Genomic DNA, 17,822 nt, shown 5'->3' on the forward strand with positions numbered 1-17,822 from the left:
CTCGCCCCCCCGCGGTGGGCCCGCAACGGCACACTTGTGGATGATCCGTGCCAGGATCGATCCTGTGGGGGAACGGCCGATGACGTCCGGACCCCGAGATCCGGTAAAGGAGTCCGTCATGACGACGCAGGAAACACGCACCTCGAGCCAGCTCCGGCGCAAGGTCATCGCCCTCTCGATCGCAGCCGCACTCGGCGGCTTCCTCTTCGGTTTCGACTCCTCCGTGATCAACGGCGCCGTCAAGGCCATCGACGAGGACTTCGCGCTCGGCGACCTCCCGCTGCTGTCGGGCTTCGTGGTCGCCTGCGCCCTGCTCGGCTGCGCGATCGGCGCCTACTTCGCCGGCCGCATCGCCGACCGCATCGGCCGCATCCCGGTCATGCTCATCGGCGCCGGGCTCTTCCTGGTCTCCTCGATCGGCTCCGGCCTCGCCTTCGCGGTCTGGGACCTGATCGCCTGGCGCGTCGTCGGCGGCCTCGGAATCGGAATCGCGAGCGTCATCGCCCCGGCCTACATCGCCGAGATCGCCCCGAAGGCGGTCCGCGGTTCGCTCGCCAGCCTCCAGCAGCTCGCCATCACCCTCGGCATCTTCGCCGCCCTGCTCTCCGACACCCTCCTCCAGGGTGCGGCCGGCGGTGCCAACGAGCCCCTCTGGTTCGGCGCCGACGCCTGGCGCTGGATGTTCATCGCCTGCGCTATCCCGGCCCTCGTCTACGGCTTCCTGGCCTGGCGGCTCCCGGAATCCCCCCGCTACCTCGCCGGCAAGGACCGCCGCGACGACGCCCGGAAGGTGCTCGCGAGCGTCATCCCCGAGCGCGAGGTCGACGACGCCCTGGGCGAGATCGAGAAGAGCCTGCGCGAAGACCGCGAGAACGCCCGCACCGCGAGCCTGCGCGGCAAGATGTTCGGTCTGCTCCCGGTGGTCTGGGTCGGCATCCTGCTGTCGATGTTCCAGCAGCTGGTCGGCATCAACGTGATCTTCTACTACTCCACGAGCCTGTGGAGCTCGGTCGGCTTCGACACCACGAACTCCGGCACCAGCTTCACGATCTCGGTCGTCACGAGCGTCATCAACGTGCTGGTGACCTTCGTCGCCATCTTCTTCGTCGACAAGATCGGCCGCCGTCCGCTGCTGCTCACCGGATCCGCCGGCATGGTCGTGTCGCTCGGCCTCATGGCCGTCGCCTTCTCGCAGGCGGTCGTCACCGACGGCGGCACCCCGCAGCTCCCCGGCGCCTGGGGCCCCCTCGCCCTGGTCGGCGCGAACCTCTTCGTGATCTTCTTCGGCGCGACCTGGGGCCCGATCGTCTGGGTGCTGCTCGGCGAGATCTTCCCGAACCGGATCCGCGGCAAGGCGCTCGGAATCGCCGCGGCCGCGCAGTGGCTCACCAACTTCGCCATCACCGAGACCTTCCCGGCCCTGTCGAGCTTCTCGCTGGCCTTCACCTACGGGCTGTACACCTTCTTCGCCCTGGTGTCGTTCTTCTTCGTCTTCTTCGCCGTCCCCGAGACGAAGGGGCGGTCGCTGGAGAGCATGGACAGCTTGAAGGTCGTCCGCCGCGGCAGCAAGGCGGCCGTCGACGAGAAGGCCGCCGCCTAGGCCGCGGCACCGCCTATCGGCGCCGCCTGGCGGCGGTCGTCAGGCCAGGCCGTCGCCTGACGCCGACCGGTGTTATGATTCTCGGAGCACCCCGCATGTCGGGGTGACTTCGCGTGCCCACTCAGGCAGCCGCATCCACTCGGTCCCTCTCCGACGACAACTCGGGAGACGGCTGGATGCGCGCCGGGCACCAGGCTCCGCGGCCACCGTCGCGGAAGACAACCGAGAACAGAAGGAGTACGGCCATGGCCGTCGTCACCATTCGCCAGCTGCTGGACAGCGGCGTTCACTTCGGGCACCAGACCCGCCGTTGGAACCCGAAGATGAAGCGCTTCATCTTCACCGAGCGTTCCGGCATCTACATCATCGACCTGCAGCAGTCGCTGGGCTACATCGACAAGGCCTACGACTTCGTCAAGGAGACGGTCGCCCACGGCGGCACCATCCTCTTCGTCGGCACCAAGAAGCAGGCGCAGGAGTCCATCGCCGAGCAGGCGACCCGCGTGGGCCAGCCCTACGTCAACCAGCGCTGGCTCGGTGGCCTCCTCACCAACTTCCAGACGGTGTCGAAGCGACTCGCCCGCATGAAGGAGCTCGAGGAGCTCGACTTCGAGGACACCGCGAAGAGCGGCTTCACGAAGAAGGAACTGCTGATCAAGAAGCGCGAGCTCGACAAGCTGCACAAGTCGCTCGGCGGTATCCGCAACCTGACGAAGACCCCGAGCGCGCTCTGGGTCGTCGACACCAAGAAGGAGCACCTCGCGATCGACGAGGCCAAGAAGCTGGGCATCCCGGTCATCGGCATCCTCGACACGAACTGCGACCCCGACGAGGTCAACTACCCGATCCCGGGCAACGACGACGCCATCCGCTCCGTCGCGCTCCTCACCCGCATCGTCGCCGACGCCGCGGCCGAGGGCCTGATCCAGCGCCACCAGAAGCCCGAAGAGGGCGACGCCCCCGCCGAGCCCCTGGCCGAGTGGGAGCGCGAGCTTCTCCAGGCGTCCGAGGCCCCCTCGAGCGAGGCCGAGACGATCGAGGCCGTCGACGGTCTCGTCACCGGCCCCGAGGATGTCGCGGCCGTCGTCGAGGCGATCGACGTCCAGGCTCCCACCGAGGAGAACGACGCCGACGCCGAGGCCGCTGCCGACCTCGCCGAGATCACCGACCCGAACCTCGTGGTCGAGCACCACGTCGAGTCCGACGCGGAGACCGAGGCGAAGATCGAGGCCGAGGCCACCGACGCCGAGAAGCGCCCCGCCGCCGAGTAGTCGCCTTCGGGCACCGACGAAAAACCCACCTCTTCAAGGAGTTTGAACACACATGGCAACAATCAGCCTGGCTGATGTCAAGGCGCTGCGCGAGCAGCTCGGCACCGGCATGGTCGACACCAAGAACGCCCTCGTCGAAGCCGACGGCGACATGGAGAAGGCCGTCGAGATCCTCCGCCTCAAGGGTGCGAAGGGCAACGCGAAGCGTGCCGACCGCTCCACCAGCGAGGGCCTCATCGCGGCCACGCAGGCCGACGGTGCGGCGACGATGATCGAGCTCGCCTGCGAGACCGACTTCGTCGCGAAGGGCGAGAAGTTCATCGCCCTCGCCGACAAGGTGCTCGCGGCCAGCGCGGCCGCCGGCGCGTCGACCGTCGAGGAGGCGCTCGCCGCCCCCGCCGACGGCAAGACCGTCGCCGACGTGATCAACGACGAGGCCGCGATCCTCGGCGAGAAGATCGAGCTCCGCCGCATCTCGCGGCTCGAGGGCGAGAACTTCGAGATCTACCTGCACAAGACCAGCAAGGACCTGCCCCCGCAGGTCGGCGTGGTCGTGGCCTACACGGGTTCTGACGCCGAGACCGCTCGCTCCATCGCGCAGCACATCTCGTTCGCCGACCCGCAGTACCTCTCCCGCGACGACGTGCCCGCCGAGGCCGTCGAGAAGGAGCGCGCGATCGTCACCGAGATCTCGAAGAACGAGGGCAAGCCCGAGGCGGCTCTGCCCAAGATCGTCGAGGGTCGCGTGCAGGCCTACTTCAAGCAGGTCGCCCTGCTCGAGCAGGACTACGCGAAGGACAACAAGCTGTCCGTCTCGAAGGTGCTGGCCGACGCCGGCCTGACCGTGACCGGCTTCGCCCGGTTCAAGGTCGGCGCGTAACCGCCGCCGAGGCACACGAACACGACGAGGATGGGCTCGGGTCGCAAGATCCGGGCCCATTCCTCTGCCCGGGCGCGGTCGGCGTCCGAGGACGGTAGCCTGAACCAGGGCACGACGAAGGGATGCACGACGGATGTCAGAGCCGGTCGCCAAGCGCAGGGTACTTCTCAAACTTTCCGGTGAGGCGTTCGGGGGCGGTTCCCTCGGGGTGAACCCCGACGTGGTCAGCGGTCTCGCCCGCGAGATCGCGGAGGCGGCCAAGGAGGTCGAGGTCGCGATCGTCGTCGGCGGTGGCAACTTCTTCCGCGGCGCCGAGCTCTCCCAGCGCGGCATGGACCGCGGGCGCGCCGACTACATGGGCATGCTGGGCACGGTCATGAACGCCCTCGCCCTGCAGGACTTCCTCGAGCAGGCAGGTGCCGAGACGCGGGTGCAGTCCGCGATCTCGATGACCCAGGTCGCCGAGCCCTACATCCCCCGCCGCGCCATCCGGCACCTCGAGAAGGGCCGCGTCGTGATCTTCGGCGCCGGTGCGGGCCTGCCCTACTTCTCCACCGACACGGTCTCCGCCCAGCGCGCCCTCGAGATCCACGCCGACGAGGTGCTGGTCGCCAAGAACGGTGTCGACGGCGTCTACTCCGCCGACCCGCGGGAGGACCCGGGGGCCGTCAAGCTCGACACCCTCACCTACAACGACGCCCTCGTGCAGGGCCTCAAGGTCGTCGACTCCACCGCGTTCAGCCTCTGCATGGACAACGGGATGCCGATGCACGTGTTCGGCATGGAGCCCGCCGGCAATGTGGCGAAGGCCATCCGCGGCGAGCGCATCGGCACACTCGTCGCCAATTCGCACTGACTACAATTGACCACACTGATCCACCGAAGGAGTAGCCCGTGATTGCGGATGTACTGACCGATGCGACCGAGCGGATGAACAAGGCCGTCGAGGTGACCAAGGACGACTTCGCGTCGGTGCGGACGGGCCGGGCCAACCCCGCGCTGTTCCAGAAGATCATGGTGCCCTACTACGGCACGCCCACGCCCCTGGAGCAGCTCGCGTCGCTGCAGAACCAGGAGGCGCGCACGCTGATCGTCACGCCCTACGACAAGAGCGCGCTCCGCGACATCGAGCAGGCGATCCGCGACGTGCCGAACCTCGGTGCGAACCCGACGAACGACGGCAACATCGTCCGCGTCACGCTGCCCGACCTCACCGAGGAACGCCGCAAGGAGTACGTCAAGATCGTGCGCACGAAGGCCGAGGACGGCAAGGTCTCGGTCCGCAACATCCGCCGCAAGGCCAAGGACGACCTCGACGCGTTGAAGAGCGAGGTCGGCGACGACGACGTGGCCCGCGGCGAGAAGGAGCTCGAGCAGGTCACCAAGGCGCACATCGACGCGATCGACGACGCCCTGAAGCGCAAGGAAGCCGAGCTCCTCGAGGTCTGACCTCGACAGGCCATCCATGAGCGACGAACCGAGGCCCGCCGGTCCTCCGCCGAGCCGGCGTGGGCGCCCGCTCACGCGGGCGGACATCCAGGCCCAGGTGCGTGCCCGCATAGAGCAGTTCGACGAGGCCAACGAGAAGATCACGGCGCGCTCCGGGCGCAACCTCGTCTCGGCGATCGCGATCGGCGTGGTGCTCGCCGGCGTGATGGTGCTGAGCCTGGTGGTCTTCAAGCAGATCTTCATGGTGCTCGCCGTCGTGCTGGTCGCCTTCGGCACCCTGGAGCTCGCGACGGCACTCCGGCACGCCGACATCCGGGTGCCCCGGGTGGCCAGCATGATCGCCGGTGTCGCCCTCGTGCCGGCCTCCTACTACCTGGGCGCTCCCGGCCAGTGGCTGGTCGCGCTCGGCGGGATGCTGCTGGTCGCGGTCTGGCGCCTGGTCGAGGCCGCTGTCTCGCGGCCCCGGCCGACCGCCCGCGCCCTGCTCCGCGACATCGGGGCCGGCACCTTCGTGCAGGTCTACGTCTCGTTCCTCGGCTCGATCGCCGTGTTCCTGGTCGCCAAGGACGGCGGCCAGTGGTGGGTGCTCTCCTTCATCGTCACCGTGGTGCTGGTGGATGTCGGGGCGTACGCCAGCGGGTTGAACTTCGGCAAGCATCCGATGGCCCCCACGATCAGCCCCAAGAAGACCTGGGAGGGTCTGGCCGGCGCCGCCCTCGCCGCGCTCGTCGGCGGAGTGCTCCTGGCGATCTTCGCCCTGCACCAGCCCTGGTGGGTGGGCCTCATCTTCGGAGCGGTGATCACCTTCACCGCGACGGTCGGCGACCTGTGCGAATCCCTGCTCAAACGCGACATCGGGATCAAGGACATGAGTTCGTGGCTGCCCGGGCACGGCGGCTTCCTCGACCGGCTCGACTCGATCCTGCCCTCGGCCGCCGCGGCCTACGTGCTCTGGGTCATCTTCGCCAGCTGACGGGCGGATGGCACAATAGAGGCGTGAGCGCACCTTTCCCCCGCACCCGCACCACCACGCTCGGCTACGACGTGACCGAGGTCGACGACTTCCTCTCGAAGGCGCGCCTGGCCTACGACGAGCGCCTGGCGTCCACGGGCGGCTACGCGCTGACCAGCGAGATGGTGCGCAACACCGCCTTCGGGATGCAGAAGGGCGGCTACTACGCGCCCGCGGTGGATGCGGCGCTCGAGCGCCTCGAGGACGCCTTCGCACTGCGCGAGCGCGATCGGGCCTACCAGGCCGAGGGCGATGAGGCGTGGTACGCCGGGGCCCGGCGCAGAGCGGGAGAGATCCTGGCCCGCCTCGAGCGGCCGGCGGGGCAGAAGTTCGCGCGTGCGGGCTTCCTCCGGGTCGGCTACCACCCGAAAGACGTCGACGCGTTCACCGAGTACCTGGTCGAGTACTTCCGTTCCGGCGCCGACGTCACGGTGACGGATGTGCGCACCGCCGTGTTCCGTTCCCGCCGCGGCGGGTACAGCGAGGCCCAGGTGGATGCGGTGCTGGACGCGGTCGTCGATGTGATGCTCGCCGTGCGCTGACCTGCACGCTCGCCACGCAACATCCTTCACGTGCGGCGCGGATTACCGTCGACTGTCGTCGATTTCGTGCGTTCAGGTTTCGATCTCGTAAAGAATGCTCATCGACGGTCACCCCCGTTTGGGCTGGAGCCCATTCGTTGTGTTAGCTATACGCACAGCTCACGCGGTCTACGCGCGCAATGGCGCCTGCCCGCCTCGCACCAATCAGGAAGAGGTCATCCGGATATGACGTCCGCATCCCCATTCACCCGGCGCACCCTGGCGATCGTCGCCGGGAGCGCCGTGTTCACGCTCGCGCTGGCCGGCTGCTCCGCCGGTGGCTCGAACGACGCGTCCACCGGCTCCGGCGAGGCGATCGTCGTCGGCACCACCGACAAGGTCACCACCCTCGACCCCGCCGGCTCGTACGACAACGGCTCCTTCGCCGTCATGAACCAGGTCTTCCCCTTCCTGATGAACACCCCCTACGGCAGCCCGGACGTGGAGCCGGACATCGCCGAGAGCGCCGAGTTCACCGCTCCGACCGAGTACACCGTCAAGCTCAAGGACGGCCTGACCTTCGCGAACGGCCACGCGCTCACCTCCTCGGACGTGAAGTTCACCTTCGACCGCGACATCAAGATCGCCGACCCCAACGGCCCCAGCTCGCTGCTCTACAACCTCGACAGCGTCGACGCGCCGGACGACCTCACCGTGGTGTTCAACCTCAAGAGCCCCGACGACCAGGTCTTCCCGCAGATCCTCTCGAGCCCGGCCGGCCCGATCGTCGACGAAGAGGTCTTCTCGGCCGACTCGATCACCTCCGACGCCGACATCGTCGCCGGCAAGGCCTTCGCCGGCCAGTACTCGATCGCCAGCTACGACTTCAACAACCTGATCTCGTACGTGCCCTTCGCCGACTACAAGGGTGTGCTGCCCCCGGCCGAGGCGCCGGTGAACGCCAAGTACTACGCCGACTCGTCGAACCTCAAGCTCGACGTGCAGGAGGGCAACATCGACGTGGCGTTCCGCAGCCTCTCGGCCACCGACGTCGACGACCTCTCCAAGAACGACAAGGTGAAGGTCTGGGACGGCCCCGGCGGCGAGATCCGCTACATCACCTTCAACTTCGACACCCAGCCCTTCGGCGCCACGACCCCCGAGGCCGACCCGGCCAAGGCCACGGCCGTGCGTCAGGCCGTCGCCGACCTGATCGACCGCCAGGAGATCGCCGACCAGGTCTACAAGGGCACCTACACCCCGCTGTACTCCTTCGTGCCCGCCGGCCTCACCGGCGCCACCGAGGTGCTGAAAGAGACCTACGGCGACGGTTCGGGCGGCCCCTCGGTCGAGAAGGCCACGTCGACGCTCGCCGCCGCGGGCATCACCACCCCGATCGCGCTGAACCTGCAGTACAGCCCGGACCACTACGGCCCCTCCTCGGGTGACGAGTACGCGCTGATCAAGAGCCAGCTCGAGAGCTCGGGCCTGTTCACGGTCAACCTGCAGTCGACCGAGTGGGTCCAGTACGCCAAGGACCGCACCGCCGACCTGTACCCGGCCTACCAGCTGGGCTGGTTCCCGGACTACTCCGACGCGGACAACTACCTCACACCGTTCTTCCTGAAGGACAACTTCCTGGCGAACCACTACGACAACTCCGAGGTCAACGACCTGATCCTCCAGCAGGCGTCGACGGCCGACCCGGCCGCCCGCACCGCGCTGATCGAGGAGATCCAGGCCAAGGTGGCCGCCGACCTGTCGACGGTGCCGTACCTGCAGGGCGCCCAGGTGGCCGTGGCCGGAACCGACGTCAGCGGGGTCACCCTCGACGCGTCGTTCAAGTTCCGCTACGCTCCGCTGAGCAAGGGCTAGAACACACCAGAGCCGGGTTCCTCCCGGTTCATCCCACGGGGGCGGCCGGTCGACACCGGTCGCCCTTCGTGCGGAACGGCTCCGACTGATAGGCAACGATGACGACAAGTCTGCTTCCGACCGACGCACCGTCGGTGGTCGCTCCGAAACCCAAGAGCGCGGGCGGGGGCTTCGGCCGGTACCTGCTGATCAGGTTCCTGCTGATATTCCCGACCATCTTCATCCTGGTCACCCTGGTGTTCCTGCTGATGCGCACGATCGGCGACCCGATCACGGCGGCGCAGGGCGGCCGGCTGACCGCCGACCAGCTGGCGGAGCGCATCCACGCCGCCGGGTACGACCGCCCGGTGCTCGTGCAGTACTTCGAGTACCTCGGCCAGGTCTTCACCGGCAACTTCGGCAACACCATCAGCGACAACCGCCCGGTCACCGAAGTGCTGCTGACCTACGGCGGGGCGACCCTCGAGCTGGCGTTCTACGCCCTCATCGTCGCCTTCATCGTCGGCATCCCGCTCGGGATGCTCGCCGCCTACTTCCGCGACCGCTACCCGGACGCGATCCTCCGCATCTTCGCCATCCTCTGCTACGCCACCCCGGTGTTCTTCGCCGGGCTGCTGCTCAAGCTGATCTTCTCGGTCTGGCTGCAGTGGCTGCCGGTGGCCGGGCGGGCCTCGACCCGCACCGAGCTGAACATGCAGACGCTACCCAACAAGACCGGCATCTACCTGATCGACGCGATCTCCCTCGGCAGCCCCGCCGCGGTCGGCGACGTGCTGTCGCACGCGATCCTGCCCGGCATCTGCCTCGGGCTCCTCACCGCGGGCGTCTTCCTGCGGCTCGTGCGCACGAACGTCATCGGCACCCTCGGCACCGACTACGTCGACGCCGCGCGTTCCCGCGGCGTGAGCGAGTTCCGGCTGGTGCGCAAGCACGCCTACAAGCCGGCCCTCATCCCGATCATCACGGTGATCGGTCTGCAGATCGCACTGCTGCTCGGCGGCGCGGTGCTGACCGAGACGACCTTCGAGTGGAAGGGCCTCGGCTTCCAGCTCGCGGCCTACCTGGGCGCCCGCGACTTCGTCGCCGTGCAGGGCATCGTCGCCCTGCTCGCCGTCTTCGTCGCCGTCACGAACTTCGTCGTCGACGTGATCGCGGCGCTCATCGACCCGCGAGTGAGGTACTGATCATGAGTGCGGACACCGCTCCCGTCTCCTCCCTGCCCCCCGTCAAGGGCAGTCTCCTCGGCCGGCTCCCGGTGCTGAAGCAGCTCAGGCAGAGCGTCGGCCTTCAGCGCGGGATGCTCGTGGCCGGTCTCGTGATCACCGGCATCTTCCTGCTCACCGCGATCTTCGCCCCGCTCATCGCGCCCTACGGCTTCGCGCAGCTGCGCGACGACGCGGGAGCCTTCGGCGCGCAGCAGCCGCCGAGCGCCCAGCACATCATGGGCACCACGGTGGGCGGCTACGACGTGTTCTCGCGCGTCATCTGGGGCGCCCAGACGGCCGTGCTCGTGATCGTCTTCGCCGTGGTCTTCTCGATCATCGCCGGCATCCTGCTCGGGCTCGTCTCGGGCTACCTCGGGGGCTGGCTCGACCGCGTGCTCGTCGTCATCGGCGACGCGATCTACGCCTTCCCCTCGCTGCTGCTGGCGATCGTGCTCTCGATCGTGATCAGCGGCGGCCAGTCGAACCTCTGGGGCGGCATCATCGCCGCGGCGATGTCGATCACGGTCGTGTTCATCCCGCAGTACTACCGGGTGATCCGCGCCGAGACGATCCGCATCAAAGCCGAGCCCTACGTCGAGTCGGCGAAGATGCTCGGGGCCCCGACCTCGCGCATCATGTTCCGGCACGTGCTGCGGAACGCGACCCGCACCCTGCCGATCATCTTCACGCTCAACTCGTCCGAGGCGATCCTGACCCTGGCCGGCCTCGGCTTCCTCGGCTTCGGCATCGAGCCGACCGCCGCCGCCGAGTGGGGCTACGACCTCAACAAGGCGCTGTCCGACGTGACGAGCGGCATCTGGTGGACGGCACTGTTCCCGGGGCTCGCGATCGTGCTCTCGGTGCTCGGCATCACCCTCGTCGGCGAGAGCCTCAACGACCTCGCCGACCCGCGTCTGCGCGGCCGCAAGCGGGTCAAGGTGAAGTCGGGGGCCGTGTCCGAGACCTCGGTCGACCGCACGCTGCCCTCCGACGAGGACATCCTGGAGGAGAACGCATGAAGCCCGTGGTGGAAATCACCGACCTCTCGATCTCGTTCGCGACCGACAGCGGGGCCGTCAAGGCGGTCGACGGGGTGAACCTCACGGTCAACCGCGGCGAGGTGCTCGCGATCGTGGGCGAGAGCGGCAGCGGCAAGACCGTGACCGCGAAGACCATCCTCGGGCTGTTGCCGGACACGGCGACCACGGGCGGGGCCGTCGTGCTGACCAACCGCGCCGGAACCGGGGAGTCGGACGTCGTCGCGCTGACCAAGAAGCAGCTCCGCGCGGTGCGCGGCGCCGACGTCTCCATGGTGTTCCAGGAGCCCTCGACCGCGCTCAACCCGGTCTACACGGTGGGCTGGCAGATCGCGGAGGGCATCCGCGCGCACCGGAAGATCTCGCGGGCCGAGGCCAAGCGCGAGGCGATCGAGATCCTGCGGAAGGTCGGCATCCCCGACCCCGAGGTGCGCGTCAACTACTACCCGCACCAGTTCTCGGGCGGGCAGAAGCAGCGCGTCGTCATCGCCTCGGCGCTCGTGCTGAACCCGGGGCTGATCGTCGCCGACGAGCCGACCACCGCGCTCGACGTGACGGTTCAGGCCGAGATCCTCGAGCTGCTGCGCCGGCTCCGCGACGAGCTCGGCACGGCCATCGTGCTGATCACCCACAACATGGGGGTGGTCGCCGACCTCGCCGACCGGGTCGCGGTGATGTACCAGGGCAAGGTCGTGGAGGAGGCGGATGCGAAGACGCTCTTCGCGAATCCGCAGGCGGCCTACACGAAGCAGCTGCTCGACGCCGTCCCTCGGATCGGCCAGGGCCGACTGCAGACCTCCGAGCGCCTCGCCCTCCGCGAGACCGGCAGCGCCTCGCGCGCGGCCGAGGGGCGCGCCGACACCCCGGTCGTGGTCGCCGAGAACCTCGTGATCGAGTATCCGGGCCGGCTCGGGCAGAAGGGCTTCCGCGCGGTCGACGACGTGTCGTTCCGCATCCTGCCCGGCGAGGTGCTGGGCCTGGTCGGCGAGAGCGGATCGGGCAAGACCACGATCGGTCGCGCCATCGGCGGCCTGACCCGGGCCACCGGCGGGTCGCTGCGGGTGCTCGACTTCGAGATGGTCGGCTTCTCCGAACGGCGGTTCAAGCCGCTGCGCGCCGACATCGGCTTCGTGTTCCAGGATCCGGCGGCGAGCTTCAACCCGCTGCTCACGATCGCCGACGCGGTCGCCGAACCCCTCGTCATCCACGGTCGGGCCTCCTCACCCGCGGCGGCGCGCACGCGGGTCGACGAGCTGCTGGAGGCGGTGCAGCTGCCCAAGAGCTACGGCGACCGGTTCCCGCACGAGCTGAGCGGCGGCCAGCGCCAGCGCGCCAGCCTCGCCCGCGGGCTCGCGCTCGAGCCGAAGCTGCTGATCGCGGACGAGCCCACCTCGGCGCTCGACGTCTCGGTGCAGGCGAGGGTTCTCGAGCTGTTCGCCGAGCTGCAGGCCGAGCTCGGCTTCGCCGCGTTGTTCATCAGCCACGACCTCGCGGTCGTCGACCTGCTGGCCGACCGGATCGCGGTGCTCTATCACGGGAAGCTGGTCGAGGAGGGGACGGGCGCCGAGGTGCTCGACGACCCGAAAGACCCGTACACCCGCCGGCTGCTGGCCTCGCTGCCGGTGCCCGACCCGGTGGAACAGGCCGCGCGCCGGACGGTTCTGGCCGAACTGCAGAGATCCCCTGGAGACAAATCGGCTTGATGGGCTAAAATCGGTCGAATCGTGTCCAAGCACCTCGAGGTCTCCACCCGCCCCGCCCCCCGAACCCGGGCCAGGGGCGTCGGTCGCCGAACCACTCGACTGGGCCGGGCCACGCTCCAGCTCGCCGGGCTCGCGGCGGTCGGAGCCACCGCGTTCGTCACGGTGGTCGCCCCCAACCTCGGTGCTCCGCCGGCCTCGGCGACCTTCCAGGGCACGTTCGCGCAGGGGCCGGTCGGCTCGCAGAGCCTCGAGGTCTCCGGGTCGGTCGCGGCCGCGGTCTTCCGTGACGGCTACACCGCGAAGGAGGCGCCGAAGCCCGAACCGGTGATCATCCAGGCGGCGACCCCGGCGAAGGCCGCCGACTCGGGCTGCCCCGACCCCTCGGCCGCGGTGGCCGACGCGGCGACCGCGCAGGCCGTCGCCCTCGACCTGGCCGCCCAGCGCGGCTGGACGGGTGAGCAGTACGACGCCCTGATCGCCCTGTGGAGCCGGGAATCCGGTTGGCGGGTCAACGCGCTCAACAAGTCGAGCTGCGCCTACGGCATCCCGCAGGCCCTGCCCGGCTCGAAGATGGCCTCGGTCGGCGACGACTGGCTGACCAACCCCGCCACCCAGATCACCTGGGGGCTCAACTACATCCAGGGCCGCTACGGCGACCCCGTCTCCGCCCTCGCCCACTCCGACGCGAACCACTGGTACTGATGCAGATGTCGACCGCGCGCGCCTCCACCAACCCCGTCGTCCGCACGGGGCTCCAGGTGCTGGCCTTCGGCGTCGCCGTCGCGTTCATGCTGCTGTTCGCGGTCGACCCGCACTCGGTCGGCGCCAACGCCTCGCAGAGCTTCGCGCCGAACATCATCCTCTCCTCCGGCCAGGCGCAGTCGCTCGCCGTCAGCGGCGGAACGGCCCAGGCCGTCTCGCGCGACGGCTACACGATCACCGCCCCACCACCGCCGCCTCCCGCCCCGGAGCCGGTCGCCGTGCCCGTCTCGGCGGCTGCGGCCAAGACCGCGGCGGCCCCGGCCGACTGCACCGCGAACGTCGTGCCCACCCCGGGCCCGCCGGAGGCCGGTTCGCTGCAGGACATCGCGTACCAGGCCGTCATGGGCTACGGCTGGGGCGAGCAGAACTACTACTACCTGCTGGCGCTCTGGAACCGGGAGTCCGGCTGGAACCCCGAGGCGCACAACGCCTCCTCGGGCGCCCACGGCATCCCGCAGGCACTGCCGGGCTCGAAGATGGGGCCGGGCTGGGAGTCCGACCCGAACGTGCAGATCAACTGGGGCCTGCAGTACATCGCGGGCTCCTACGGCACGCCCTGCGAGGCCTGGGCCCACTCGGAGGACCGGGGCTGGTACTGATCCGGCCGATCCCGATCGGTGACGTGCTCCCACGGCGCGTCGGGGGTGTTCAGTAGGCTGACCCCATGAGGCCGGAGATCATCGCGGTGATCTGTCTGATCATCATCGTCGGAGTGTCGGCGCTCTCGCCGAAGTTGCGGCTCGCGACCCCCATCGTGCTGGTCGTGATCGGCATCGGGATCTCGCTCATCCCCGGCATCCCGCCGGTGCACGTGCCGTCCGAGATCATCCTCGCCGTGGTGCTGCCGCCGCTGCTGTACTCCTCGGCGATCAACCTGCCGCTGGTGGACTTCCGTAAGAACTTCGGCTCGATCTCGGTGCTGTCGGTGCTGCTCGTGATCGTCAGCGCGGTCGTGACCGGGTTCATCCTGTTCGTGATCCTCCCTGACCTCAACCTCGCTGCGGCGATCGCCCTGGGCGCGGTGATCAGCCCGACGGATGCGGTGGCCGCCACCTCCATCGGCAAGAAGCTCGGCCTGCCGCCGCGACTGATCGCGGTGCTGGAGGGCGAGAGCCTGGTGAACGACGCCTCGGCACTGGTGCTGCTGCGCACGGCTGTCGCCGCCTCCGCGGGCACGATCGCCCTCGGCGGGTTCGGGGGAGTGACGATCGACTTCGCCTACTCGTCGATCATCGCGATCGGGGTCGGCATCCTCGTCGGGTTCGTGACCGTGTTCTTCCGGTCCAAGCTCACCGACTCGGTGCTCACGACCGCGGTCTCTTTTGTCATCCCGTTCATCGCCTACATCCCGGCCGAGGCGGTCGGGGCCTCCGGCGTGCTCAGCGTCGTCGTGGCGGGGCTGTACACCGGGCACATGGGGGCGCAGCACTTCTCGGCGTCGACGCGGATCAGCGAGCGTCTGAACTGGCGCACGATCCAGTTCCTGCTCGAGAACGGCGTCTTCCTTTTGATGGGGCTGGAGCTCAAGGACATCTTCCTCGGCGCGATCACCCGGAGCACCGAGAACGACAACCTCAACGCCATCGGCGCCGTGCTGCTCGGTATCGGCGCGGCCGCGGTGCTGTTCCTCATCCGGTTCCTGTTCGTCGGCCCCCTGCTCACGATCCAGCGCGCCCGGGCCCGGCGGCGCGACCCCACGGGGCAGGATGCCGCCGAGGCGCTCGGCTGGCGGGGCGGCCTCGTGCTCACCTGGGCCGGGATGCGCGGGGTGGTCACGGTCGCGGCCGCCCAGTCGCTGCCGGAGTCGACCCCGTATCGCAGCCAGCTCATCCTCATCGCGTTCACGGTCTCGATCGTGACGCTGATCGGGCAGGGCGGCACCCTGCCCTGGGTCATCAGGATGACCCGCCTCCGCGGCATCGACGAGTCGGCCGACCACGCCGAGTTCGCGACCCTCGTCGACGAGCTGCGGGTCGCCGGACTCCAGGTGCTGGAGGTGGCGACGCTCAGCCTGCCGAGCGGCGAGGAGGTCGACGAGAGCGTCGTCGAGCGGGTCAGGAGCGACGCCGACCTCCGCAGCGAGTCGGCCTGGGAACGGGCGCACGCCGCGGACCCGGGCGACGGGGGTGCCTCCGCCGGCGCCCCGCACCGTCAGTACCGGGTGCTCAGACTCGAGGTGCTGCGCGCCGAGCGCACGGCGCTCCTGGATGCCCGTGGTCGCGGGGCGTACAGCTCGCGCATCCTGGTGCGGGCTCAGGTGATGCTCGACCAGGAGGAGTCGCGGCTGCAGCAGATGGACGGCTCGGACACGCACTGAGGCGCGGCTCGTAGACTTGGGGCATGCCCCGCAGCAACCGCCCCCGTCGCCGCGCGGGCGGAAGCGGCAAGAACGGCGGCGGCCCGAACGGTGCGAGCGGCGGCAACGGCGGCACCGAGGACGACCAGCCGGGCCTGGATCGCCTGATGGCCGGCTGGCGCCGCGTCGAGCACCGCCGGAGCGGCGACTGGAACGTGCAGCCCGTCTCGGCGGCCTCGGCCGTGAAGGACTACCTCTGCCCCGGCTGCGGCCTCACCGTGGCCCAGGGCACCGCGCACCTGGTGACCTGGCGCGCCGACGGCGTGCTCGGCGACGCGAGCGACCTGGCCGCACGCCGCCACTGGCACACCCACTGCTGGAGAATCGGAGCCTGACCATGACGACGATCGAGATCCGCTCCGGCACCGAGCTGCCCGCCCGTCGGGAGGACGTCGAGCTGCACACGGCCGACGGACTGACCCTGGTCGGCGAGCTCGCCACCCCGCTCTCGGGCGACCCGGTCGCCACGCTGGTGACCCTGCATCCGCTGCCCACCCACGGCGGGTTCATGGACTCCCACATCTTCCGCAAGGCGGCGGCCCGGCTGCCGGCGCTCGCCGACCTCGCGGTGCTGCGCTTCAACCTGCGCGGGGTCTCCTCGCCGCGGGGCACGAGCGAGGGCGCCTTCGACGAGGGCGAGGGCGAGCGCTACGACGTGCAGGCGGCGATGGAGTTCGTGGCCGAGCAGGGGCTGCCGCATCCGTGGCTCGTCGGCTGGTCGTTCGGCACCGAGCTGGCGCTGCGCTACGGGGCGCAGTACCCGATCGACGGCGCCATCCTGCTCTCGCCGCCGCTGCACCGGGCCAGCGACGCCGAAGTCGCGGCCTGGGAGGGCAACGGCAAGCAGCTGGTCGCGCTGGTGCCCGAGCTCGACGACTTCCTCCGGCCCGCCGAGGCGCGCGCCCGGTTCGCGAGCGTGCCGAGCCTGGACTTCGTGGAGGTCGAGGGTGGCAAGCACCTCTGGGTGGGGGAGCAGCAGACCCGTCGGGTGCTGGACGAGATCGTGGCGCGGGTGAACGCGGCGGCCTACCCGCTGCCGACGACCTACGAGGTCTGACCCTCAGCGTTCATTCTGGATCGGGATGACGACCTGTTTGATGATCAGCAGGATCGACGCCGCGATCGGGATCGCGACCAGGGCGCCGAGCACGCCGAGCAGCGTGCCGCCCGCGAGAGCGGCGATCACCACGATCGACCCGGGCACCGAGACCGCCCGGTTCATGATCTTCGGGCTGAGCAGGTAGGCCTCCACCTGCATGTAGACGATGTAGTAGATGCCGGCGACCAGCGCGGTCAGTGGTGAGCCGAGCCCGGGGATCAGACAGACCAGCACGATGATCGTCGACCCGGAGATCGTGCCGACCAGGGGGATCAGCGACAGCATGCCGGCGAGGAAGGCGAGCACCGCGGAGAACGGCGCCTGGATGATCGAGAGGAAGATGAAGCTCAGGATGCCGTTGCAGAGCGCCAGACTGATCTGCCCGACCACGTACCGCCCGACCGCGCCGGTGACCTGCTCGCTGAGATCGGCGAACCGCTCGCGCTTGGAGGCGGGGACCAGGCGGTAGACCGCCCGCTTCATCCCGTTCAGCGACGCGGTGAAGTACAGGGTGAGGATGAGCACGATGATCGCGCCGAAGAAGCCGCTCGCGATCCCGATGCCGACCTGCAGGGCGCCGCCGGCGAGGGCCGTGACGTTGCCCGCATCCTGGAAGTAGCTGACCACCGCGTTGTAGATCTCGTTGACGTCGAGGAAGCCGCCGAGCTGCTCGGTGACGGTGTCGCGCCACTGCTGGTCGAGCACCCGGTTCACGAGGTCGGGGATGATCCCGATCAGCTGGGTGGTCTGCTCGACGATGATCGGCACGACCGCGAACACCAGACCGGTGAAGATGCCGAGGACCGCGACGAGCACGGTGAGGATGGCGAGCCACCGGGGCCAGTGCTTGCGCTCGAGCCAGCTGATGATCGGATCCAGGCCCAGCGCGATGAAGATCGCGACGCCGATGTAGGTGAGGATCGTCGCCAGGGAGGCGACCGCGCCGAGGATCCCGATGCCCACGCCGACGCCGAGCGTGGCGACGATACCGAGCGTGAACGCGTTCTGGATCTTCACGGGGTCTCCCTCGAGTACGGCGTCCGGGGCGGGGC

Annotated in this window: 17 protein-coding genes; 16 read left to right on the forward strand and 1 reads right to left on the reverse strand. The window is 69.3% G+C overall.

What is annotated here, in order from left to right; translation table 11 throughout:
- Positions 1-118 precede the first annotated feature (118 nt).
- The 16 genes from AC59HU_RS12580 to AC59HU_RS12655 all read left to right on the forward strand — a co-directional run bounded on the left by AC59HU_RS12580 (position 119) and on the right by AC59HU_RS12655 (position 16,728).
- Positions 119-1,600 (forward strand): sugar porter family MFS transporter, encoded by a 1,482-nt coding sequence (locus AC59HU_RS12580; protein WP_497223767.1) that lies wholly within the window; start codon positions 119-121, stop codon positions 1,598-1,600.
- 245 nt (positions 1,601-1,845) lie between these two features.
- Positions 1,846-2,871: a 30S ribosomal protein S2 gene (gene rpsB / locus AC59HU_RS12585; RefSeq protein WP_497223768.1), complete on the forward strand. Its 1,026-nt coding sequence runs from the start codon at positions 1,846-1,848 to the stop codon at positions 2,869-2,871.
- Positions 2,872-2,923: 52 nt separating this feature from the next.
- The gene (gene tsf / locus AC59HU_RS12590) at positions 2,924-3,751 is read left to right on the forward strand and encodes a translation elongation factor Ts (RefSeq protein ID WP_497223769.1); all 828 of its coding nucleotides are present in this window, start codon (positions 2,924-2,926) and stop codon (positions 3,749-3,751) included.
- Between the two features lie 133 nt (positions 3,752-3,884).
- Entirely contained in the window at positions 3,885-4,607 is a 723-nt protein-coding gene (gene pyrH / locus AC59HU_RS12595; protein ID WP_497223770.1) for a UMP kinase, read from the forward strand.
- Between the two features lie 38 nt (positions 4,608-4,645).
- Entirely contained in the window at positions 4,646-5,200 is a 555-nt protein-coding gene (gene frr / locus AC59HU_RS12600; protein ID WP_497223771.1) for a ribosome recycling factor, read from the forward strand.
- A gap of 97 nt (positions 5,201-5,297) precedes the next feature.
- On the forward strand, positions 5,298-6,173 hold the full coding sequence (locus tag AC59HU_RS12605) for a phosphatidate cytidylyltransferase (RefSeq protein WP_497223772.1): 876 nt from the start codon (positions 5,298-5,300) through the stop codon (positions 6,171-6,173).
- A gap of 23 nt (positions 6,174-6,196) precedes the next feature.
- A complete protein-coding gene (locus tag AC59HU_RS12610) occupies positions 6,197-6,754 on the forward strand; it encodes a DivIVA domain-containing protein (RefSeq protein WP_497223773.1) in 558 nt (185 codons plus the stop codon).
- A 225-nt stretch (positions 6,755-6,979) separates the two neighbouring features.
- Positions 6,980-8,608 (forward strand): ABC transporter substrate-binding protein, encoded by a 1,629-nt coding sequence (locus AC59HU_RS12615; RefSeq protein ID WP_497223774.1) that lies wholly within the window; start codon positions 6,980-6,982, stop codon positions 8,606-8,608.
- A 98-nt stretch (positions 8,609-8,706) separates the two neighbouring features.
- Entirely contained in the window at positions 8,707-9,792 is a 1,086-nt protein-coding gene (locus AC59HU_RS12620; protein ID WP_497223775.1) for an ABC transporter permease, read from the forward strand.
- Positions 9,793-9,794: 2 nt separating this feature from the next.
- The gene (locus AC59HU_RS12625) at positions 9,795-10,832 is read left to right on the forward strand and encodes an ABC transporter permease (protein ID WP_497223776.1); all 1,038 of its coding nucleotides are present in this window, start codon (positions 9,795-9,797) and stop codon (positions 10,830-10,832) included.
- On the forward strand, positions 10,829-12,553 hold the full coding sequence (locus tag AC59HU_RS12630) for a dipeptide ABC transporter ATP-binding protein (protein ID WP_497223777.1): 1,725 nt from the start codon (positions 10,829-10,831) through the stop codon (positions 12,551-12,553). The genes AC59HU_RS12625 and AC59HU_RS12630 overlap by 4 nt, the downstream gene beginning before the upstream one ends.
- A gap of 21 nt (positions 12,554-12,574) precedes the next feature.
- Positions 12,575-13,255: an aggregation-promoting factor C-terminal-like domain-containing protein gene (locus AC59HU_RS12635; protein WP_497223778.1), complete on the forward strand. Its 681-nt coding sequence runs from the start codon at positions 12,575-12,577 to the stop codon at positions 13,253-13,255.
- On the forward strand, positions 13,255-13,914 hold the full coding sequence (locus AC59HU_RS12640) for an aggregation-promoting factor C-terminal-like domain-containing protein (protein ID WP_497223779.1): 660 nt from the start codon (positions 13,255-13,257) through the stop codon (positions 13,912-13,914). Before AC59HU_RS12635 ends, AC59HU_RS12640 begins: the two co-directional genes overlap by 1 nt.
- A gap of 65 nt (positions 13,915-13,979) precedes the next feature.
- The gene (locus tag AC59HU_RS12645; protein ID WP_497223780.1) at positions 13,980-15,632 is read left to right on the forward strand and encodes a cation:proton antiporter; all 1,653 of its coding nucleotides are present in this window, start codon (positions 13,980-13,982) and stop codon (positions 15,630-15,632) included.
- Positions 15,633-15,655: 23 nt separating this feature from the next.
- On the forward strand, positions 15,656-16,006 hold the full coding sequence (locus AC59HU_RS12650) for an Rv1322 family protein (protein ID WP_497223781.1): 351 nt from the start codon (positions 15,656-15,658) through the stop codon (positions 16,004-16,006).
- Positions 16,007-16,008: 2 nt separating this feature from the next.
- Positions 16,009-16,728, forward strand: coding sequence for an alpha/beta hydrolase (locus AC59HU_RS12655; protein ID WP_497223782.1), 720 nt, complete (start codon positions 16,009-16,011; stop codon positions 16,726-16,728).
- A gap of 3 nt (positions 16,729-16,731) precedes the next feature.
- Here AC59HU_RS12655 and AC59HU_RS12660 read toward each other — a convergent pair whose 3' ends face one another.
- The gene (locus AC59HU_RS12660; protein ID WP_497223783.1) at positions 16,732-17,787 is read right to left on the reverse strand and encodes an AI-2E family transporter; all 1,056 of its coding nucleotides are present in this window, start codon (positions 17,785-17,787) and stop codon (positions 16,732-16,734) included.
- Between the last annotated feature and the right edge of the window lie 35 nt (positions 17,788-17,822).

The sequence above is a fragment of the Herbiconiux sp. 320_LB genome (assembly GCF_059691755.1).

What these genes read in the sequence shown, in the direction of transcription:
- AC59HU_RS12580 (WP_497223767.1), top strand. Translation starts at nt 119, where the DNA reads ATGACGACGCAGGAAACACGCACCTCGAGCCAGCTCCGGCGCAAGGTC.
- rpsB (WP_497223768.1), top strand. Translation starts at nt 1,846, where the DNA reads ATGGCCGTCGTCACCATTCGCCAGCTGCTGGACAGCGGCGTTCACTTC.
- tsf (WP_497223769.1), top strand. Translation starts at nt 2,924, where the DNA reads ATGGCAACAATCAGCCTGGCTGATGTCAAGGCGCTGCGCGAGCAGCTC.
- pyrH (WP_497223770.1), top strand. Translation starts at nt 3,885, where the DNA reads ATGTCAGAGCCGGTCGCCAAGCGCAGGGTACTTCTCAAACTTTCCGGT.
- AC59HU_RS12615 (WP_497223774.1), top strand. Translation starts at nt 6,980, where the DNA reads ATGACGTCCGCATCCCCATTCACCCGGCGCACCCTGGCGATCGTCGCC.
- AC59HU_RS12620 (WP_497223775.1), top strand. Translation starts at nt 8,707, where the DNA reads ATGACGACAAGTCTGCTTCCGACCGACGCACCGTCGGTGGTCGCTCCG.
- AC59HU_RS12625 (WP_497223776.1), top strand. Translation starts at nt 9,795, where the DNA reads ATGAGTGCGGACACCGCTCCCGTCTCCTCCCTGCCCCCCGTCAAGGGC.
- AC59HU_RS12630 (WP_497223777.1), top strand. Translation starts at nt 10,829, where the DNA reads ATGAAGCCCGTGGTGGAAATCACCGACCTCTCGATCTCGTTCGCGACC.
- AC59HU_RS12640 (WP_497223779.1), top strand. Translation starts at nt 13,255, where the DNA reads ATGCAGATGTCGACCGCGCGCGCCTCCACCAACCCCGTCGTCCGCACG.
- AC59HU_RS12645 (WP_497223780.1), top strand. Translation starts at nt 13,980, where the DNA reads ATGAGGCCGGAGATCATCGCGGTGATCTGTCTGATCATCATCGTCGGA.
- AC59HU_RS12650 (WP_497223781.1), top strand. Translation starts at nt 15,656, where the DNA reads ATGCCCCGCAGCAACCGCCCCCGTCGCCGCGCGGGCGGAAGCGGCAAG.
- AC59HU_RS12655 (WP_497223782.1), top strand. Translation starts at nt 16,009, where the DNA reads ATGACGACGATCGAGATCCGCTCCGGCACCGAGCTGCCCGCCCGTCGG.